The organism is Clostridioides sp. GD02367, assembly GCF_045900275.1.
Classification (GTDB): Bacteria; Bacillota; Clostridia; order Peptostreptococcales; family Peptostreptococcaceae; genus Clostridioides; species Clostridioides difficile_A.
On the sequence record NZ_JBJODK010000002.1, the window covers coordinates 125,157 to 143,548 of the forward strand.

At 30.3% G+C, this 18,392-nt stretch carries 18 protein-coding genes; 17 read left to right on the forward strand and 1 reads right to left on the reverse strand.

The annotated features are described in order from the left end of the window. The first annotated feature begins 3 nt into the window (after window positions 1-3). From Q3223_RS02595 to Q3223_RS02665, 15 genes are all read left to right on the forward strand, one after another. Entirely contained in the window at window positions 4-426 is a 423-nt protein-coding gene (locus Q3223_RS02595; protein WP_407811544.1) for a GrdX family protein, read from the forward strand. A gap of 95 nt (window positions 427-521) precedes the next feature. Then, window positions 522-1,469: a thioredoxin-disulfide reductase gene (gene trxB, locus Q3223_RS02600; protein ID WP_021385149.1), complete on the forward strand. Its 948-nt coding sequence runs from the start codon at window positions 522-524 to the stop codon at window positions 1,467-1,469. Window positions 1,470-1,537: 68 nt separating this feature from the next. Continuing rightward, a complete protein-coding gene (gene trxA, locus Q3223_RS02605; RefSeq protein ID WP_021385220.1) occupies window positions 1,538-1,855 on the forward strand; it encodes a thioredoxin TrxA in 318 nt (105 codons plus the stop codon). Window positions 1,856-2,123: 268 nt separating this feature from the next. Then, window positions 2,124-3,410 (forward strand): glycine/sarcosine/betaine reductase component B subunit, encoded by a 1,287-nt coding sequence (locus Q3223_RS02610; protein ID WP_054270955.1) that lies wholly within the window; start codon window positions 2,124-2,126, stop codon window positions 3,408-3,410. A gap of 112 nt (window positions 3,411-3,522) precedes the next feature. Next, window positions 3,523-3,996 (forward strand): glycine/sarcosine/betaine reductase complex selenoprotein A, encoded by a 474-nt coding sequence (grdA, locus tag Q3223_RS02615; protein ID WP_079739759.1) that lies wholly within the window; start codon window positions 3,523-3,525, stop codon window positions 3,994-3,996. 31 nt (window positions 3,997-4,027) lie between these two features. Then, window positions 4,028-5,338, forward strand: coding sequence for a glycine reductase complex selenoprotein B (gene grdB, locus Q3223_RS02620; protein WP_079739758.1), 1,311 nt, complete (start codon window positions 4,028-4,030; stop codon window positions 5,336-5,338). A 253-nt stretch (window positions 5,339-5,591) separates the two neighbouring features. After that, entirely contained in the window at window positions 5,592-7,124 is a 1,533-nt protein-coding gene (gene grdC, locus Q3223_RS02625) for a glycine/sarcosine/betaine reductase complex component C subunit beta (protein WP_054277120.1), read from the forward strand. 10 nt (window positions 7,125-7,134) lie between these two features. After that, window positions 7,135-8,280, forward strand: coding sequence for a glycine/sarcosine/betaine reductase complex component C subunit alpha (gene grdD, locus Q3223_RS02630; RefSeq protein ID WP_074178390.1), 1,146 nt, complete (start codon window positions 7,135-7,137; stop codon window positions 8,278-8,280). A gap of 451 nt (window positions 8,281-8,731) precedes the next feature. Beyond that, window positions 8,732-9,034 carry an ArsR/SmtB family transcription factor gene (locus Q3223_RS02635; protein ID WP_407811546.1) on the forward strand — a complete coding sequence of 101 codons (303 nt, stop codon included), beginning with the start codon at window positions 8,732-8,734 and terminating at the stop codon, window positions 9,032-9,034. A gap of 78 nt (window positions 9,035-9,112) precedes the next feature. Continuing rightward, entirely contained in the window at window positions 9,113-10,129 is a 1,017-nt protein-coding gene (locus Q3223_RS02640; RefSeq protein ID WP_407811547.1) for a permease, read from the forward strand. A gap of 19 nt (window positions 10,130-10,148) precedes the next feature. Further along, window positions 10,149-10,499 (forward strand): thioredoxin family protein, encoded by a 351-nt coding sequence (locus Q3223_RS02645; RefSeq protein ID WP_243192663.1) that lies wholly within the window; start codon window positions 10,149-10,151, stop codon window positions 10,497-10,499. Beyond that, the gene (locus Q3223_RS02650; protein WP_054270949.1) at window positions 10,486-10,902 is read left to right on the forward strand and encodes an arsenate reductase ArsC; all 417 of its coding nucleotides are present in this window, start codon (window positions 10,486-10,488) and stop codon (window positions 10,900-10,902) included. The genes Q3223_RS02645 and Q3223_RS02650 overlap by 14 nt, the downstream gene beginning before the upstream one ends. A 253-nt stretch (window positions 10,903-11,155) precedes the next feature. Further along, a complete protein-coding gene (locus Q3223_RS02655) occupies window positions 11,156-11,731 on the forward strand; it encodes a flavodoxin family protein (protein WP_054270948.1) in 576 nt (191 codons plus the stop codon). A 418-nt stretch (window positions 11,732-12,149) separates the two neighbouring features. Next, window positions 12,150-13,229 carry a Xaa-Pro peptidase family protein gene (locus Q3223_RS02660; protein WP_054270947.1) on the forward strand — a complete coding sequence of 360 codons (1,080 nt, stop codon included), beginning with the start codon at window positions 12,150-12,152 and terminating at the stop codon, window positions 13,227-13,229. Between the two features lie 112 nt (window positions 13,230-13,341). Next, the gene (locus Q3223_RS02665) at window positions 13,342-13,941 is read left to right on the forward strand and encodes a hypothetical protein (protein ID WP_054277117.1); all 600 of its coding nucleotides are present in this window, start codon (window positions 13,342-13,344) and stop codon (window positions 13,939-13,941) included. Between the two features lie 176 nt (window positions 13,942-14,117). Here Q3223_RS02665 and Q3223_RS02670 read toward each other — a convergent pair whose 3' ends face one another. Then, window positions 14,118-14,990, reverse strand: coding sequence for a LysR family transcriptional regulator (locus tag Q3223_RS02670; protein ID WP_054270945.1), 873 nt, complete (start codon window positions 14,988-14,990; stop codon window positions 14,118-14,120). 414 nt (window positions 14,991-15,404) lie between these two features. Between Q3223_RS02670 and Q3223_RS02675 the strand changes: the two genes are divergently transcribed. After that, window positions 15,405-16,808, forward strand: a complete 1,404-nt coding sequence (locus tag Q3223_RS02675) for a hypothetical protein (protein ID WP_161803378.1) — start codon at window positions 15,405-15,407, stop codon at window positions 16,806-16,808. A gap of 26 nt (window positions 16,809-16,834) precedes the next feature. Continuing rightward, window positions 16,835-18,379: an acetyl-CoA hydrolase/transferase family protein gene (locus Q3223_RS02680; RefSeq protein WP_054277116.1), complete on the forward strand. Its 1,545-nt coding sequence runs from the start codon at window positions 16,835-16,837 to the stop codon at window positions 18,377-18,379. Window positions 18,380-18,392 lie beyond the last annotated feature (13 nt).

An 18,392-nucleotide genomic window follows, 5' to 3' on the forward strand; every position in this document is an offset into this window, starting at 1 on the left:
TTCATGTTTTTTATTTATCAAGTAATAAATAAAAGATTGAAAGAGAGTAAAAAAATGATAATAATTACAAATAATCCAAAAGTAAGAGAAGAAGTTCAAGAAAGAGAAGTTTTGTTTAAAGACACAACTTATATTGGTATCTTAGAAGCAAGTAGAGATTTGATACATGAAGGATATGAACTTTTATCTCATCCACTCTATGGGAGTGTAAAACCAAATGAAACACCTTATAGAACTATTATACTAAAGAGAGGAAATCGTTTGGATATAAACTCTTTAACCTTAATTGAAGAAGCAATCATCACTGCAAGTAAATTTCAGAATAATAAAAAGACTCCAAAATGGACAGAAAGTGTTCAAGACGACTTTAGAGTAATTGATTATGATATATTTTATAATACAATACAAAGAATGCAGTATGAATAAAAAAAATTGTTAAAAAGTTATTAAAGCAGCCTAAATATTAAATCTAATTTAATATTAAATAAAATGAGAAATCTAATTGGGGAGGATAAGTCAAAATGGAAAATGTATATGACTTAGTAATAATTGGTTCAGGACCAGCAGGGCTTGCAGCAGGGCTTTATGGGGCAAGAGCAAAGTTGAATACTCTAATCCTAGAAAAAGACAAAACTGGTGGGCAAATTGTAATAACACATGAAATTGCAAATTATCCAGGGTCAGTTCCAAATGCAACAGGACCAAGTTTAATAGCTAGAATGGTTGAACAATGCAAAGAGTTTGGAGCAGAAATTCTAAGAGATAACATTGTGGATACTGAGCTAGATGGAGATATAAAAGTTTTAAAAGGCCAAAAAGCAGAGTATAGAGCTAAAGCAGTAATAATAGGAACAGGAGCAACTCCAAGAAAAATTGGTTGCCCAGGGGAAAAAGAACTTACTGGTAAAGGAGTTTCATATTGTGCAACTTGCGATGCAGATTTCTTTGAAGACTTTGAAGTGTTTGTTGTAGGTGGAGGAGATAGTGCATTAGAAGAAGCAATGTATTTAACTAAATTTGCTAGAAAAGTAACAATTGTACATAGAAGACAAGGATTTAGATGTGCTAAGAGTGTTGAAGAAAAAGCAAAAGCTAATCCAAAGATAGAATTCTTATTAGATACAGTAATAGAAGAAATCAAAGGTGATGGAATATTAGAGTCAGTAGTATTTAAAAACAAGATTACTGGAGAAACTCATGAATATTTTGCAGATGAAGAAGATGGAACAATGGGAGTATTTGTTTTCGTTGGATTAGATGCTCAAACTGATTTATTCAAAGGTAAAGTTGATATGGACGAAAAAGGTTATATAATAACTGATGAAGACATGAAAACTAACATACCAGGTGTATTTGCAGCAGGAGATTGTAGATCTAAAACTCTAAGACAGGTTGTAACTGCAACTAATGATGGAGCAATTGCATCTATAGTAGCTGAGAAATACATTGATGAAAAGTTTGGAAATTAAAAGTCTGTAAATTAAATTTAATAAATAATATTTAAAATAAAATAAAAATTTCAAGGGGGAAAAATAAAATGTTAGATTTAGATAAGGCTACATTTGAAGAAGAAGTTTTAAACGCAGAAGGTTTTGTATTTGTTGATTTCTGGAGTGAAGGTTGTGAGCCTTGTAAAGCTTTAATGCCAGATGTTCATAAATTAGCTGAGACTTATGGGGACAAAATAAAATTCTGTAAGATGGATACAACAAAAGCTAGAAGATTAGCTATAAAACAAAAAGTATTAGGTCTTCCAACTATGGCTATATACAAAGATGGGGAAAAAGTAGACGAAGTTACTAAAGATGATGCTACAGTTCCTAATATAGAAGACATGATTAAAAAATATCTTTAAGATATTGGCGAAATATTAACAATAAAGTAAAAATATGTTTTAGTCTGAAGATAATAAGATAAAAGAGGTTTTTATATTCAAGTTTGTTAAAAAAATAATTTTAAATAAAATAATTTTTTTACAGTAAATATTTTTTAATAATATAACAAATATTTAAGACATAAAAATACTATATTATAAAATTATCTTTAATAAAAGTTATAAAATGATATAATTTTGAGAAAAACTCAAATGCATATACACAAATTAAATAACAGGAGGTGCAAGTATGCGTCTTGAATTAGGGAAAATCTTTATAAAAGATATTCAATTTGGTGATGTAACAGAAGTAAAAGATGGAGTATTATTCATCAATAAGCAAGAGATGCTACAAGAGATTGGTGGAGATGAGCATATAAAATCTATAGATATAGAATTAGCTCGTCCAGGTGAAAGCGTAAGAATAACACCTGTAAAAGATGTTATCGAGCCAAGAGTAAAAGTTGAAGGTAATGGGGGAATATTCCCAGGTATAATGTCTAAAGTTGACACTGTAGGAGAAGGAAAAACTCATGCTTTAAAAGGTGTAGCTGTTGTAACTACTGGAAAAATAGTAGGTTTCCAAGAAGGTATAGTAGACATGACTGGAGAAGGAGCTAAATACACTCCATTTTCTAAATTAAATAATGTTGTAGTAATAGCTGAACCTATTGATGGTTTAAAACAATATGCTCATGAAAAAGCTGTTAGAATGATAGGATTTAAAGCAGCAATGTATTTAGGAGAAGCAGCAAGAAATCTTACTCCAGATGAAGTTTCAGTATATGAAACTAAGCCTCTTCTTGAGTCAATAAAAGAATATCCAGAACTTCCAAAAGTAGGATATGTTTACATGCTTCAAACTCAAGGATTATTACATGATACTTATGTATATGGAGTGGATGCAAAACAAATAGTACCAACTTTATTATATCCAACAGAATTAATGGACGGAGCAATTGTAAGTGGTAACTGTGTTTCTGCGTGTGACAAAAACCCAAGTTATGTTCATATAAACAATGGAGTTGTTGAAGACTTATATGCAAGACATGGTAAAGATATAAACTTTGTAGGTGTAATTATAACTAATGAAAATGTTTACCTAGCAGACAAAGAAAGATCTTCAAACTGGACTTCTAAATTATGTAAATACTTAGGATTAGATGCAGTTATAGTTTCACAAGAAGGTTTTGGAAATCCAGATACTGACCTTATAATGAACTGTAAGAAGATAGAAATGCAAGGTGTAAAAACTGTTATAGTTACAGATGAATATGCTGGACGTGATGGAGGTTCTCAATCACTTGCAGATGCAGATGTAAGAGCTGATGCTGTTGTAACAGGTGGAAATGCTAACCAAGTTGTAGTACTTCCTAAATTAGATAAAGTAATTGGTCATTTAGAAGTAGTAGATGTAATAGCTGGTGGTTCTGATGGAAGCTTAAAGGCTGATGGAACTATTGAAGTTGAAATACAAGCTATAACAGGTGCAACTAATGAAACAGGATTTGGTCATTTAACTGCTAAAGGATATTAAGAAGTATTTTATTAAACGATTGAGTAATGTTAATTAAACATATTATAGATAAATTATAATAAATGTTATAGATATAAAAAAATATATTAGAAATATAATAAGGAGGATTATTATGAGTTTACTTAGTAATAAAAAGGTTCTTATAATAGGTGACCGTGATGGTATACCAGGACCTGCGATAGAAGAATGTGTAAAAACAGTAGAAGGAGCAGAGGTTGTTTTCTCATCTACAGAATGCTTTGTCTGAACTGCTGCTGGGGCTATGGACTTAGAAAATCAAAACAGAGTTAAAGAAGCTGCTGATAAATTCGGAGCTGAAAATGTTGTGATTTTACTAGGTGCTGCTGAAGCCGAAGCTGCAGGTCTTGCAGCCGAAACAGTAACTGCTGGGGATCCAACTTTCGCTGGACCACTTGCTGGAGTTGCTTTAGGATTAAGTGTTTACCATGTTGTAGAAGAACCAATGAAAGCTTTATTTGATGAAACTGTATATGAAGATCAAATAAGTATGATGGAAATGGTTTTAGAAGTTGAAGAAATAGAAGAAGAAATGTCTGGTATAAGAGAAGAATTTTGTAAATTTTAATGCCTAAAAGCAAAAGGGGTGAAACTAAGAGATGGGAAAACTAAAAGCGGTACATTATATTAATCAGTTCTTTGCTGGTATAGGTGGAGAAGAAAAAGCTGATACTAAGCCACATGTGGCAGAAACTTTACCTCCAATAAGTTTACAACTTGATAAATTATTAGGTGAAGATATTGAAATAGTTGGAACAGTAGTATGTGGAGATAGCTACTTCAATGAAAATATAGACAGTGCAAGTGAAGAAGTTTTAGGAATGATAAAAGGTTTTGAACCACAACTTTTCATAGCTGGTCCTGCATTTAATGCTGGTAGATATGGAGTTGCTGCTGGAACAATAACTAAAGTTGTAAAAGATGCTTTAAATATACCAGCCCTAACAGGTATGTATATTGAAAATCCAGGTGCAGATATGTTCAAAAAAGAAGTTTATGTAGTAGAAACTTCTGATTCTGCAGCAGGTATGAGAAAAGCACTTCCTAAAATAGCAAAGCTTGCAGTAAAACTTGCTAATGGAGAAGAAATTGGAACTCCTAAAGATGAAGGATACATAGCTAGAGGAATAAGAGTTAATTATTTCCATGAAGACAGAGGTTCTAAGAGAGCTGTTGACATGTTAGTTAAGAAAATAAAAGGTGAACCATTTGAAACTGAATACCCAATGCCAAACTTTGATAGAGTTGACCCAAGTAACGCTGTAAAAGATTTATCAAAATGCAAAATAGCTTTAGTTACTTCAGGTGGTATAGTTCCAAAAGGAAACCCTGATAGAATAGAGTCTTCTTCAGCTTCTAAATATGGAACTTATTCTATAGCAGGAGTTATGGATTTAACAGAAGAGACTTATGAAACTGCACATGGTGGATATGACCCAGTGTATGCAAATTTAGATGCAGATAGAGTATTACCTGTTGATGTTCTTAGAGATTTAGAAAAAGAAGGTGTGATTGGAAAATTACATGAAACTTTCTACACAACTGTAGGTAATGGTACATCTGTTGCAAACTCAAAAAAATATGCTTCTGAAATTGGAGCAGCATTAGTGGCTGATGGTGTAGATGCAGTAATATTAACTTCTACATGAGGTACTTGTACTCGTTGCGGTGCAACGATGGTAAAAGAAATAGAAAAAACTGGACTTCCAGTAGTTCATATGTGTACAGTAGTACCTATTTCATTAACAGTAGGGGCTAATAGAATAGTTCCAACTATAGCAATACCTCATCCACTTGGAAATCCAGCGCTTGACCCTACAGAAGAAAAAGCCTTAAGAAGAGGCCTTGTAGAAAAAGCATTAAACGCTTTAACTACAGAAGTAGATGGTCAAACAGTATTTGAAAAATAAAAATAACACACACATATATTATATAGATAAAAATATAAACACACACTAAAAATAAAAAATAACTATACACAAAAAAATAATATAGATTTCATGAATGGGTAAATTGGAGTTATTCATTCATGAAATCTTAAAAAATGCCAAAATACATAAACAATAATAGAATCAAATATACAACAAAACAAAAATAACAACAATTAGAGTCTTTAATTAAATTAAAAAATAAGTGTTCATAAAATTTATGGAGGTGCACAAAATGACTTATCCAGTTTTAAAAGGGGCAGGCTATGTACTTATTCATACTCCAGATATGATAGTGCAAAATGGAAGTACTTGTACAGTTGAAAGAGCAACAAATCCAGATTCAGAATTTTTAAAGGAAGTAAGCAATCATATAAGAAGTTACGAAGATGTAGTTAACTACATGCCAAATCAAGTTTATATAGGAAATAGAAGACCAGAGGAATTAAGAGATTTACCAATGCCATGGTGTGAACAAAAGATTGAGGGAAATAGAAATGGTAAATTTGGAGAAATAATGCCTCAAGATGAGTTCATAGCTTTAATGCAAATAAGTGATGCATTTGATTTAGTAAAATTATCACAAGAATTTATTGATGAAGTAAAACCAAAAATCGAAAACAACTACCCTGAAATTGCTCCGTTTGTAGGTAAATTAAAGGGTGATGATATAGAAGAAGGTAAAGAATTAGTAGCAACACACATAGCAGAAGGATTATACCATAATGGAAAATTCATTGGTTATGTAAAAAGAGCACATGATGTAGATGTTAACCTAAATGCTCATACAATGTTTGAAAATTTAGTAGTAAAAGCATCTGGAGTTTTATCTGCTATTCAAATGCTAAGACATAGCAAAATAGACCCTGCTGAAATAGATTATGTTATTGAGTGTTCAGAAGAAGCTTGTGGAGATATAAACCAAAGAGGTGGAGGAAACTTTGCTAAATCAATAGCTGAGATAGCAGGACTTCAAAATGCAACTGGTTCTGACACAAGAGGATTCTGTGCAGCACCAACACATGCATTAATTCAAGCTGCAGCTCTAGTAAAAGCTGGAATACACAAGAATGTAATGGTAGTAGCAGGTGGAGCAAGTGCTAAACTTGGAATGAATGCTAAAGACCATGTTAAAAAAGGACTTCCTGTACTTGAAGATGTTGTTGGAGGATTTGCAGTACTTGTATCTGAAAATGATGGAATAAATCCAGTTATAAGAACTGATTTAACAGGCAAGCATACTGTTGGAACTGGTTCTTCACCTCAAGCAGTTATGACAGCACTTATAACTTCAGGTCTTGATAGAGCTAATTTAAAAATAACAGATGTCGATGTATACTCTGTTGAAATGCAAAACCCAGATATAACTAAGCCAGCAGGAGCAGGAGATGTTCCAGAAGCAAACTATAAAATGATAGGAGCACTTGCTGTTAAGCGTGGAGACTTAGAAAAGAAAGAGTTAAAAGACTTTGTTTCTAATAAAGGATTACCAGGATGGGCACCAACTCAAGGACATATACCATCAGGAGCTCCTTATATAGGATTTTTAATAGATGATTTAACTACAGGTGAGAGAAATAGAGCTATGATAGTTGGAAAAGGTAGTTTATTCTTAGGAAGAATGACTAACTTATTTGATGGAGTATCTTTTATAGCTGAAAGAAATACAGGTATTACTGAAGAGACTTCAGGAATTTCTAAGGATGAAATTAAGAAGATAATAGCTGAATCTATGAAAAAACTAGCACTAGACATGTTAGAAGAATAGGGGTGAGGATATGTCAAAAAAAGTAATCGCAGATGTATTCTTAGAAGTAGCTAATGCAATAGAAAGCGGCGAATTTGGCAAAAAAGTAAAAATTGGTGTGACTACACTTGGAAGTGAACATGGTGTAGAGAACATGGTTAATGGTGCACAATTAGCAAAATCTAATTTATTTGATATAGTACTTATTGGACCAAAAGTAGAAACTGACCTTGAAGTAGTTGAAGTTAATGATGAAAAAGAAATGCATTCAAAAATGGAAGAATTATTAGATTCAGGATACATTGATGCTTGTGTTACTATGCACTATAATTTTCCAATAGGTGTATCTACAGTAGGTAGAGTGATAACTCCAGCCAAAGGAAAAGAAATGATACTTGCAACTACAACAGGAACAAGTGCTACTAATAGAATAGAAGCAATGGTGAGAAATGCTATTTATGGTATTGCTACAGCTAAATCAATTGGGAATAAATGCCCAAAGGTTGGAATACTTAATGTAGATGGAGCAAGACAAGTTGAGAAATGTTTAAAAGAATTAAAAGATAATGGATATGACATGGAGTTTGCTGATTCAATTAGAGCAGATGGTGGCTGTGTAATGAGAGGTAATGATTTACTTGTAGGTGCACCTGATGTTATGGTTACTGATACATTATCTGGAAATATATTTATGAAAGTATTTTCTTCATATACTACAGGTGGAGATTATGAGGCTCAAGGCTTTGGATATGGTCCAGGGGTTGGAGAAGACTATGATAGAAGAGTTCTTATAGTATCAAGAGCATCAGGTTCTCCAGTAGTAGCAAATGCACTAAAATACGCCTATGATGTTGTAAAGGGCGATATAAGTAATGTTGCAAGAAGTGAATTTGAAAAAGTTAAAAAAGCAAAATTTGATGATATTATAGCTTCTCTTACTAAAAAAGAAGTTAAAGCTGAAAAAGTAGAAGTTAAAATGCCAGATAAAGAGGTTGTTACTCGTCAAATAGCTGGTGTTGATATAATGGATTTAGAAGATGCAGTATCTGAGTTATGGAAAAATGGAATCTATGCTGAAAGTGGTATGGGTTGTACAGGTCCAATAGTTTTAGTAAATGAAGCTAAAGGTGATTTAGCAGTTGAAACTTTAACTAAAGCTGGATATACTGCAAAATAGGTAGGAGTATATTAAAAGATGTGATTTTCTAATTGATAAGTTGGGAAATGTTTATGTGTACTCTTTGAATATAAATTTATTTTTTAAGTGATAATTAAGTATTTATAAGGTTATGGTTTTAAAAATCATAACCTTATTTTTGTATTTTTTCTAAGAAATATATATCTATTCTTAAACTATTTTTACAAAGCCCTAAGATGTCTTTTTCTGATAAATTGTTTAATTTAAACAGTTCTATAAAAAGTAATTAGAAGTTAGACTATAAAAAGATATCTTGTTGTGGAGGATATTAATTAAGATTTATGTATAAAGAAAAATTATTTAAGTATAGAGCATTTAGTCAAAAAAGAATCAATAAATCATATCAAATAAAATTGATGTGACTGTTGACAAAGCAATATTAATATAGTCCGATAGACACATCAAAATATTTTGATATGAGAGGTGAAAAATGATGATTAACTATAAAGATGATGCAAAAATATTTAAAGCCCTTTGTGATGAAAAAAGACTTTTAATTCTCGAACTTTTAAGGAGTGGAGAAAAATGTGCTTGTGTTTTAATTGATAAAATGAATATTGGTCAATCTGCACTATCTTATCACATGAAAATATTGTGTGAATCAGGAATAGTATCACCAAGACAAGATGGAAAATGGACACATTATAGCCTTAGTAAAAAGGGCAGTGAATATGCTAGTAAGCGTTTATTAGAAATCACAACACCTAATACAGATACAGAATCTTGCAAATAAAAGTCATCTACAGATGGCTTTTATTAAAAAAAACATATCAAATAAAATTGATATGAAAAATAGAATGGAGGAATTGTTTTGGAAATATTACAAATAGCCATACTGTTTTTTCAAGACCAAATTCTTGGCATGAAATGGCTAAATAGTCTTATTGGCAACACATTATCATTTTTAGGATTAGATAATACTACACGACTAGGTGGTAGTGTTCAATTCTTTTTTTATGATGTTATAAAAATCACTATACTTTTATGTATTTTGATTTTTATTATATCTTATATACAAAGTTATTTTCCACCAGAAAGAAGTAAGAAGATTTTGGGTCGCTTTCATGGTATTGGAGCAAATATTGTTTCTGCTCTATTAGGGACAGTAACTCCATTTTGTTCATGTTCTTCTATACCACTTTTTATAGGTTTTACAAGTGCAGGGCTTCCTTTAGGAGTTACTTTTTCTTTCTTGATTTCATCCCCTATGGTAGATTTAGGTAGCCTTGTACTTCTTATGAGTATATTTGGTGCAAAAGTTGCAATTGCCTATGTGATAGTTGGACTATTAATTGCAGTTATTGGTGGTACTATTATCGAAAAATTGCACATGGAAAAATATGTTGAAGATTTTATACAAAATGCAAGTCATGTAGATATTGACTCACCATCTTTGACACGAAAAGATAGAGTTCAATATGCAAAAGAACAAGTTAGTGAAACATTTAAAAAAGTATTCCCTTATATTTTAGTAGGTGTAGGAATTGGTGCTATAATTCACAACTGGATTCCAGAAACTTGGATAGAAACAATTCTAGGTAGTGACAATCCGCTTGGTGTTATTTTAGCAACATTGGTTGGTGTTCCTATGTATGCAGATATTTTTGGAACAATACCTGTTGCAGAAGCATTGTTAATTAAGGGTGCACAATTAGGAACTGTACTTGCATTTATGATGGCTGTAACAACATTAAGTTTACCATCTATGATTATGCTTAAAAAAGCTGTAAAACTAAAATTACTGGCTTTATTTATAGCTATTTGTACAATTGGTATTATCGTGGTTGGTTATTTGTTCAATGTTTTGCATACATTTTTAATATTATAAAAACTAGGAGGAAATTAAGATGAAATTATTTGGTAAAAAAGAAGAAAAAAAATCATGTTGCTGTAGTGGAGATTGTACATCAGAAACTATGGAACATGCAGAAATGGCAAAGAAAGAAGATGGAATCAAGGTTCTAGGCTCTGGTTGTGCAAAATGTATCGCTTTAGAAAATGCAACACGTACAGCAATTTCAGAAATGAATTTAGATTTAAATATTGAGCACATAACTGATTTTACTCAAATTGCTAGCTATGGAGTAATGAGCACTCCTGCACTTGTTATGAATGGCAAGGTTGTATCATATGGTAAGGTATTAACAATTGATGAAGTGAAATCAATTATAGAAAGGGAAAAACATGGTAGCCTATAAACCCAAAGTAGCTTTTATCTGTGTTCATAACTCTTGTCGAAGCCAAATAGCAGAAGCATTAGGAAAGAAACTAGGTTTAGATGTTTTTGAAAGTTATTCAGCAGGTACTGAGGTGAAATCACAAATAAATCAAGATGCTGTACGTTTAATGAAAAAAATTTATAATATAGATATGGAAAAAGAGCAATATTCAAAGTTATTAAAAGACATACCCGAAGTTGATATTGTTATTACAATGGGGTGTAATGTAGAATGTCCATATCTTCCATGTATATATAGAGAAGATTGGGGAATAAATGACCCCACAGGGAAAAGTGATGAAGAATTTATCTTTGTGATAAATGAAATATTAGATAAAATATTGTTACTTTCCAAAAGAATCAAAATGAATAGTACTAATTAAAATATCAACTTCTCTTTTTTATACAATTATTAATCTTGCTTATAAGCAGTAAATTAGTAATATAATATTGAACTAGATTCGTATCAAACACTAAAAAATTAGATAATGTTATTAAAATACCTGAAAATACAATAAATAAAATAGATACGATATTTTATAATAATTTTCAAACTGAAGATATGAAGAAAAAGAAAAATATTTGGAGCAAATATTTCTTAATATAGCAAATATATATTAAATAGGAGAGTTGAAAATGTCTAAAATAGTAGCATTTGTAGGAAGCCCAAGGAAAAATGGTAATGTAGATACAATAATTAATGAAATAATTAAAGGAGCAAACAAAAATAATGTTGATGTAAAAAAGTATTACTTAAATGATATGAATATAAAAGGTTGCCAAGGATGTTTATATTGTAGAAAAAATTATTCATGTTCACTTAAAGATGATATGATTCAAGTATATGAAGATATAAAAAAAGCTGAGTATGTAATTATAGGTTCGCCAGTTTATATATGTCAGGTATCAGCTCAAACCAAGTTATTATTAGATAGACTTTATCCACTTACAACAATAGATAAAGGTAAACATATACCTAGATTTGGAAATAAAAAAATAATCATGGTTTATACTCAAGCAGCACCTTTATCAATATTTTTTAAAAGATATTTTAGATATACAAGTAAGCATCTTAAAGGAATGGGTTTAAATCATTATAAAACTATAATTGCTACTAAAGCATTTGAAAAAAATTCAATTGAAAATAATCCTAAAGTATTAAAAAAAGCTTATAACATTGGATTTAAAATATCAAAGGATATTAATATATAAAATCTACTTCAGATATTAATTGAAAAACGGTAAATATTGTAATAATTCCTTATCTTTCTTATAATTATATTTGTAACTATTTTACTTAAAATTTTCATATAAAAATTTGAATTATCAACATAAACACTCTATTTATGAGCGATTTCATAACCAAAAAACATTCATTTTCAATATAGTCATAAGGAACGAGGTTTTTGTAAGTACTAAATTTTGGTTAATCCACATATATAATGAAAAAAATTCCTCATAAGTATTGACAAAACTTATGAATATATCTTAGATAAAACTAATGAAATCTTAAAATAAAGTTAGAAAGATATGAAAAAATTTTAGAAATAAAGTATCTATTAGATAAAAAAGAACACTAATTAATGATATAATATAACTGAGGTAAAATTTATTATTTGGAGGCAAAATCATGAGCAAAGTAAAAAAAGTAGTTGAATTATTGGAATCCAAAGGTCTTGATGCACTATATTTAACAAAGAAGACTAATGTAAATTATATAAGTGGTTTTCCTGATGAGGAAGCATATGCAGTGATTTGTAAAGATGGTAATTTCTTAGTTACTGATAGTAGATATATGGAACTTGCAGAAAATGTTTGCGAAGGTTTTGAAATTATAAATTGGCATAACTTTGACAGAAGTGTGGCAAAAGCAGTAAAAAGCGTGTGTGACAAAGTAGGTATAAAGAAACTTGGATTTGAAAGAACTAATATAGTGTTTGATAAATACGAGGAACTTAAAAATCTGATTGAGAAAGATAATGGAGAATTAATACCTACAGAAAATATTGTAGAGACATTAAGATATGTAAAAGATGAAGAAGAAATCAAGAATACAAGAAAAGCATGTGAGATAGCAGATAAGGCATTAGAAGAATTGATTCCACATATAAAAGCTGGAGTTAGTGAAATTGAATTGGCTACAAAATTGGAGTATTTTATGAAGATGAATGGAGCACAAAATATAGGTTTTGAGACTATATTAATATCAGGTGCAAAGACTTCATTACTTCATGGTAAACCTAGTGATAAGGTCATAGAAAAAGGAGATTTTGTACTTATAGACTATGGAGCTATGTATAATGGTTATATATCTGATACAACTAGAACTTTTATAGTTGGAGAAGCTTCTGAAAAGCAATTAGAGGTATATAATTTGGTTAAAGAAGCACAACATGTAGGTGTTGAAAACATGAAAGTTGGTGTACATGCTACAATTCCAGATGCTGAAATAAGAAAAGTTGTTAAAAAATATGAAGATTATTATTATCAAGGTATAGGGCATGGAGTTGGTAGAGATGTTCATGAAGAGCCTTTCATTGGTAATTATGGTGATAAAACTATAGAAGAAGGATGTATAATAACAATGGAACCAGGTATTTATTTCCCTGGATGGGGTGGAGTTAGAATAGAAGATACTGTTCTGATTACCAAAAACGGACCAGAAAGACTTACTAAATTCCCTAAAGATTTGATGATTTTAGACAAATAATTTGTTTTTTATATATATTTTTACATAAAATATAACATAATCTCACCATTAAGCTCTCTTTACATATTATAGTAAAGAGGGCTTAATTTTATTGTGAGAGGTGATAATATCCATGTATAAAAAACGTAAATTTATAAAAAATATAAAAAAAGCCTGGTATAAAATCAAACTAATTGACAGATGTCTAATAATTGTAATGGCAATACTCATGTTTCAATCTATATACACTTTATTTGTCAATGAAGTAAATTCACAAGATACTACAACCATTGATGTAGTAGTAAGAACAACTTCAGCAGCTATATTTGGATACTTTTTAAGTGCTAATTTTATAAAGAGACCTTCAAGAAAATATATAAATACTGATGTATCTTCAAATCTTTTTATAGATGATAATTCATCTAATAAAGGTCAAGAATCAAGTCAAAACAATGTGATGAATGTCAAAAATACCATTGGATTTACTTCAGAGACAGATAATTACGAAAATAAAGTATCTGTTAATAAAATTGAAGGTATTGAAGAAGGAGAAACCAGTGAATTACAAATTATTATAGCTACTGTAATTTGTGTTATAGCATTAATAGTACTTTTTATCGTAAGGAATTTTGCAACTATAGCTCCAGCTTCTTTAGGTACTATTTCACAGATGAGAGATTTTGTATCCGGATGCGTGGGTTTTTTGTTAGGTTGCCCAAGTAGACCTGATTAAAAACATGATTAATAATTAAAAAAATATTGTTAGAAGTATCAGTATAATAATATTTAGATGCAAATGTATACAATTATAATTTTATAAAAATATATCTTATTTTTATGCTGATACTCTCAAAATATTTATAGTGTTTTACTTAAATTAAATATTGTACTTATATAGTATAATTGAAACTAATTTATATGAATAGATGCCATATATTCAATAAAAAGTCTCATACTATGAGATATGTATTGATTTCTTCTCCAAAGAACACCAATATTTGCAGTAATTGCACGCTCTAATGGAATTGAACATAGATTTTCTGTATTTTGAAATATTTCTTTATACAATATTGTTGAAGCTAAGTTATTTTCTAATAAATAACGTATAGTAGAAAGTTGATTTGAATGCAAAATTATATTTGGTTTAGCTTTTTCAAGCCTTTTTGTTATAATTTTATAATGATAAGAACCTTCAGATAGTATGACAAAAGGTACATTTTTTAACATATAATTTGAAATAATAGGTTGTTTTGCCAATTCATTTTTTGGATTTGTAACTAAATACAATTCTGTTTTGTAGATTGTTTTTGAATCTATATCATCATAAATATCACTATCGATTATGCCAATACAAAAATCGAGTGAAGATTCTTCAATCATTTTAGCTCCAACAAATGTTGGAACTTCAAAGATTTTAAGTTCTATATCTGGATAAATTACATTAAATCTAGGAAGTATTTTTGAAAGTAAAAAAGTACCTAAGACTGTAGGAATGCCTATTTTAAGAGAGGCCTTTCTCTTTTTTCCTAAGTCTAGTGCATCACTTTGAAAATCTTCAAATTGTCTTGTAAAGTTTTTTGATTTGTCTAAAAAAATATTTCCTTCAGGAGTTAATTCTATTTTGTTTCCTATTCTGTAAAAAAGCTCAAAACCAAGTTCTTTTTCTAATTCTTTAATAGCTAATGTTATGGATGGCTGTGAAATATGAATACTTTCAGCAGCTTTGGTCATGTTTTTATATTTACAAACTGTTTGAAAATAATATAAATAATTTATATTCATTGGATATTAATTCCTTTCATTTATGTATTAGTGACAAGTATATAATTAACAACAATATAAGTTTTGTATATTGTTGTAAAAAAATAGAATAGTTTTAAACTATCATATCATAAGTTTTTGATATTTTCAATCTATTAAGAATAGTGATATTATTAAATTAACAAAAGAAAATAGCTGATATACTTTGATGACAATCAATTTGTAATCAAGTTATAGCAACGAATATTAAAAATTTAACTATTTAAAAATAAACAATTATTTTCGAGACGAGATTGTTAATTAAATCCTAAAGAAAAAGATTGATATTAATAAGGGAAAATTTTTTTAATTAGTAATGTTAATTTAATAACAAAATAAAGTTTTGAGGAGAAAGGAGAAATATATTTTTTAGTAATAATTGTTAATTTAATAACGATGAAAGGGAGTGATTTAGTGAAGTTTGAGTTAATGGATTTTTTAATGAATCCTTTTGTCCTTATGTTTGCTGCTGTAATTACAGGAATTTTATTTGGAAAGATTAAATTTGGGAAGTTTAATTTTGGGGTATCAGGAGCATTATTTACAGGATTATTTATTGGGTGGCTTGCATATAGCTTGGGGAATTCAGTAATAGCAAAAGGAGAAACAGCAGCAGGGTATAAGGCAGCAACTGTCATGATGGGAAATGGAATTATTTCTCCTGACTTCTTTGATTTCTTTTTGATAATATTTGTTGCAGCAGTTGGTTTATTAGCTGCAAAAGATATGAAAGCTGTATTAAAGAAGTATGGAGCACGATTTGTAGTTTTAGGAGTTCTTATAACTTTTATAGGAGGTTCTATGACTTATGCAATGACTTTACTGTCAAGTAACAAAGGAAGCAGTGCTTATGAAGTTTCTGGTGTTTATACAGGGGCATTAACAAGTTCACCCGGATTAGCTGCTGCTCTAGAAACAGCTGGTAAACATGCAGAAGATGTATCAAAGGAGTTTGAAAAAGCTTCAATAGAAGATAAGAAAGAAATTTTAAAAGTTGTTGACCCAGAAGGAAAATTAGATGTAAATACAACTACATCACTAACTCAAGAGCAAATAGATAAATATATTGCGTATGCTGAAGCAGGTGTTGGTATAGGGCATGCAGTTGCATATCCTTTTGGAGTTTTAATAGTAATATTAGGTGTAAATTTCCTTCCAAAAATATTTAGGATGGACCTTAAAGAGGAAAGAAGAAAATATGAAAAAGAAATGAAAGAAGCAAGAGATAGCGTTGCAGGTAAAACGATACCAGAAGTTCCATTTAATATAATAACATTTTTCTTAACATGTTTGGCTGGATATTTGGTAGGAGGAATACATGTATTTATGGGACCATTAGGATACTTCACATTAGGAGCTACAGGTGGCTCACTAATTGTATCTCTAGTACTTGGATATGTAGGTAAGATAGGGGCAGTAAATTTCAGAATGGAAGAAAAGGTTTTAAACATTTTAAAGCAAATAGGTCTAGTGTTTTTCTTAGCAATAGTTGGATTAAGATATGGTGGTAAAGTAGTTGATTCAATTATGACATCTGGTATGCATCTGGCTTTTGTAGCAATAGTAGTAGGTGTTACAGCTATGATGATAGGATTCTTAGTTGGTAAATATATATTTAAATTAAACTGGATTTTACTATCTGGAGCTGTCTGTGGTGGTATGACATCAACTCCAGGTCTTGGAGCAGCTGTTGATGCTCTTGACAGTGATGACCCAGCAGCAGGTTATGGAGCCACGTATCCATTTGCATTGTTAACTAAAGTTATATTGGTTATAGTTTTACACAAACTTCCAATGTAAATAAGACTTTATATGGGGGGATATTTATGAATAATGAAGGCGTATTTGAAGAATTAAGAGAAAGATTAAGAAATGAAAAGTTATGTGATTTAATTATGAATGCAGATGAAGCTGCTAAAATTGTAAATGATGGAATGGTTGTTGGACTTAGTGGATTTACACCTTCAGGTTATCCAAAAGCAGTGCCATTAGCAGTTGCAGAAAGGGCTAAAAGAGGAGAAAAGATAAAGTTAACTGTGTATTCAGGTGCATCTTTAGGCCCAGAGGTAGATGGGGCATGGTCAGAAGCAGGTATAATTGAAAGAAGGCTTCCTTATCAGACTAATTCTACACTTAGAAATAACATTAATAAAGGTGTTGTTAATTATATAGATATGCATCTAAGTCATTCTACTCAATTTTTAAACTATGGAACTATACCTAAAGTAGATGTAGCTATAGTAGAAGCACTTGCAATAACCAAAAATGGAGATATTATACCTACCAGTGGTATTGGTAATTCACCTTCTTTTATAAAAAGTGCAGATAAAGTAATAGTTGAAATAAATCTTTCAAAACCAATGGAAATGGAAGGAATGGCAGACATATATATTACAGAAAATCCTCCACATAGAAAGCCAATAGAAATAAATCATCCTAAAGATAGAATTGGAACAACATATATACCTTGTGGCTTAGATAAAATTGCAGGAATCGTAATCACTAATATGCAAGATAAGACACGTCCATTAGGTATTGTAGATGAAGCTTCAAAAAAAATATCAAATAATATTATCGCTTTTCTGAAAGAAGAAGTAAAGTCAGGTAGATTGTCAAAAAATCTACTTCCACTTCAATCTGGTGTAGGAAGTGTAGCCAATGCTGTTTTATATGGATTATGTGAATCTGAATTTGAAAATTTAACTTGCTATACAGAGGTTGTGCAGGATTCTATGTTAGATTTAATAAGAATGGGTAAGGTCACAATGGCGTCTACTACGTCTGTAAGTCCATCACCAGAAGGGTTAATAAAATTTGAAGAAGATATTGATTTATTTAAGGATAAGATTATATTGAGACCTCAAGAGATTAGTAATAATCCAGAAATAGCTAGAAGAATTGGAGTAATTGCAATGAACACTGCAATTGAAGTTGATATTTATGGAAATGTAAATTCTACTCATATTATGGGTTCAAAAATGATGAATGGAATTGGCGGTTCTGGTGATTTTGCTAGAAATGGAGCAATAACTATATTTAGTACTGAGTCAATTGCAAAAAATGGTGATATATCATCAATAGTACCTATGGTATCTCATGTAGACCACACTGAACATGATGTAATGGTAATTGTAACAGAACAGGGATATGCTGATTTAAGAGGTCTTGCGCCTAGAGAAAGAGCTATAAAAATAATAGAAAATTGTGCTCATCCAGATTATAAAGAACAACTTAGAGATTATTTAAATAGAGCCTGTCAAAATGGAGCAAAACAAACTCCTCACATATTGGATGAAGCTTTATCATGGCATAGTAAATTTATGAATACAGGTACAATGAAAAAGTCTGAAACTTTTAAAAGTGCATTATAAAAATATTTAATAA

Excerpts from the sequence above, each read along its gene's own strand:
- Q3223_RS02595 (WP_407811544.1), top strand. The coding sequence starts at position 4 with ATGTTTTTTATTTATCAAGTAATAAATAAAAGATTGAAAGAGAGTAAA.
- trxB (WP_021385149.1), top strand. The coding sequence starts at position 522 with ATGGAAAATGTATATGACTTAGTAATAATTGGTTCAGGACCAGCAGGG.
- trxA (WP_021385220.1), top strand. The coding sequence starts at position 1,538 with ATGTTAGATTTAGATAAGGCTACATTTGAAGAAGAAGTTTTAAACGCA.
- Q3223_RS02610 (WP_054270955.1), top strand. The coding sequence starts at position 2,124 with ATGCGTCTTGAATTAGGGAAAATCTTTATAAAAGATATTCAATTTGGT.
- grdC (WP_054277120.1), top strand. The coding sequence starts at position 5,592 with ATGACTTATCCAGTTTTAAAAGGGGCAGGCTATGTACTTATTCATACT.
- grdD (WP_074178390.1), top strand. The coding sequence starts at position 7,135 with ATGTCAAAAAAAGTAATCGCAGATGTATTCTTAGAAGTAGCTAATGCA.
- Q3223_RS02635 (WP_407811546.1), top strand. The coding sequence starts at position 8,732 with ATGATGATTAACTATAAAGATGATGCAAAAATATTTAAAGCCCTTTGT.
- Q3223_RS02645 (WP_243192663.1), top strand. The coding sequence starts at position 10,149 with ATGAAATTATTTGGTAAAAAAGAAGAAAAAAAATCATGTTGCTGTAGT.
- Q3223_RS02650 (WP_054270949.1), top strand. The coding sequence starts at position 10,486 with ATGGTAGCCTATAAACCCAAAGTAGCTTTTATCTGTGTTCATAACTCT.
- Q3223_RS02655 (WP_054270948.1), top strand. The coding sequence starts at position 11,156 with ATGTCTAAAATAGTAGCATTTGTAGGAAGCCCAAGGAAAAATGGTAAT.
- Q3223_RS02660 (WP_054270947.1), top strand. The coding sequence starts at position 12,150 with ATGAGCAAAGTAAAAAAAGTAGTTGAATTATTGGAATCCAAAGGTCTT.
- Q3223_RS02665 (WP_054277117.1), top strand. The coding sequence starts at position 13,342 with ATGTATAAAAAACGTAAATTTATAAAAAATATAAAAAAAGCCTGGTAT.
- Q3223_RS02670 (WP_054270945.1), bottom strand. The coding sequence starts at position 14,990 with ATGAATATAAATTATTTATATTATTTTCAAACAGTTTGTAAATATAAA.
- Q3223_RS02675 (WP_161803378.1), top strand. The coding sequence starts at position 15,405 with ATGAAAGGGAGTGATTTAGTGAAGTTTGAGTTAATGGATTTTTTAATG.
- Q3223_RS02680 (WP_054277116.1), top strand. The coding sequence starts at position 16,835 with ATGAATAATGAAGGCGTATTTGAAGAATTAAGAGAAAGATTAAGAAAT.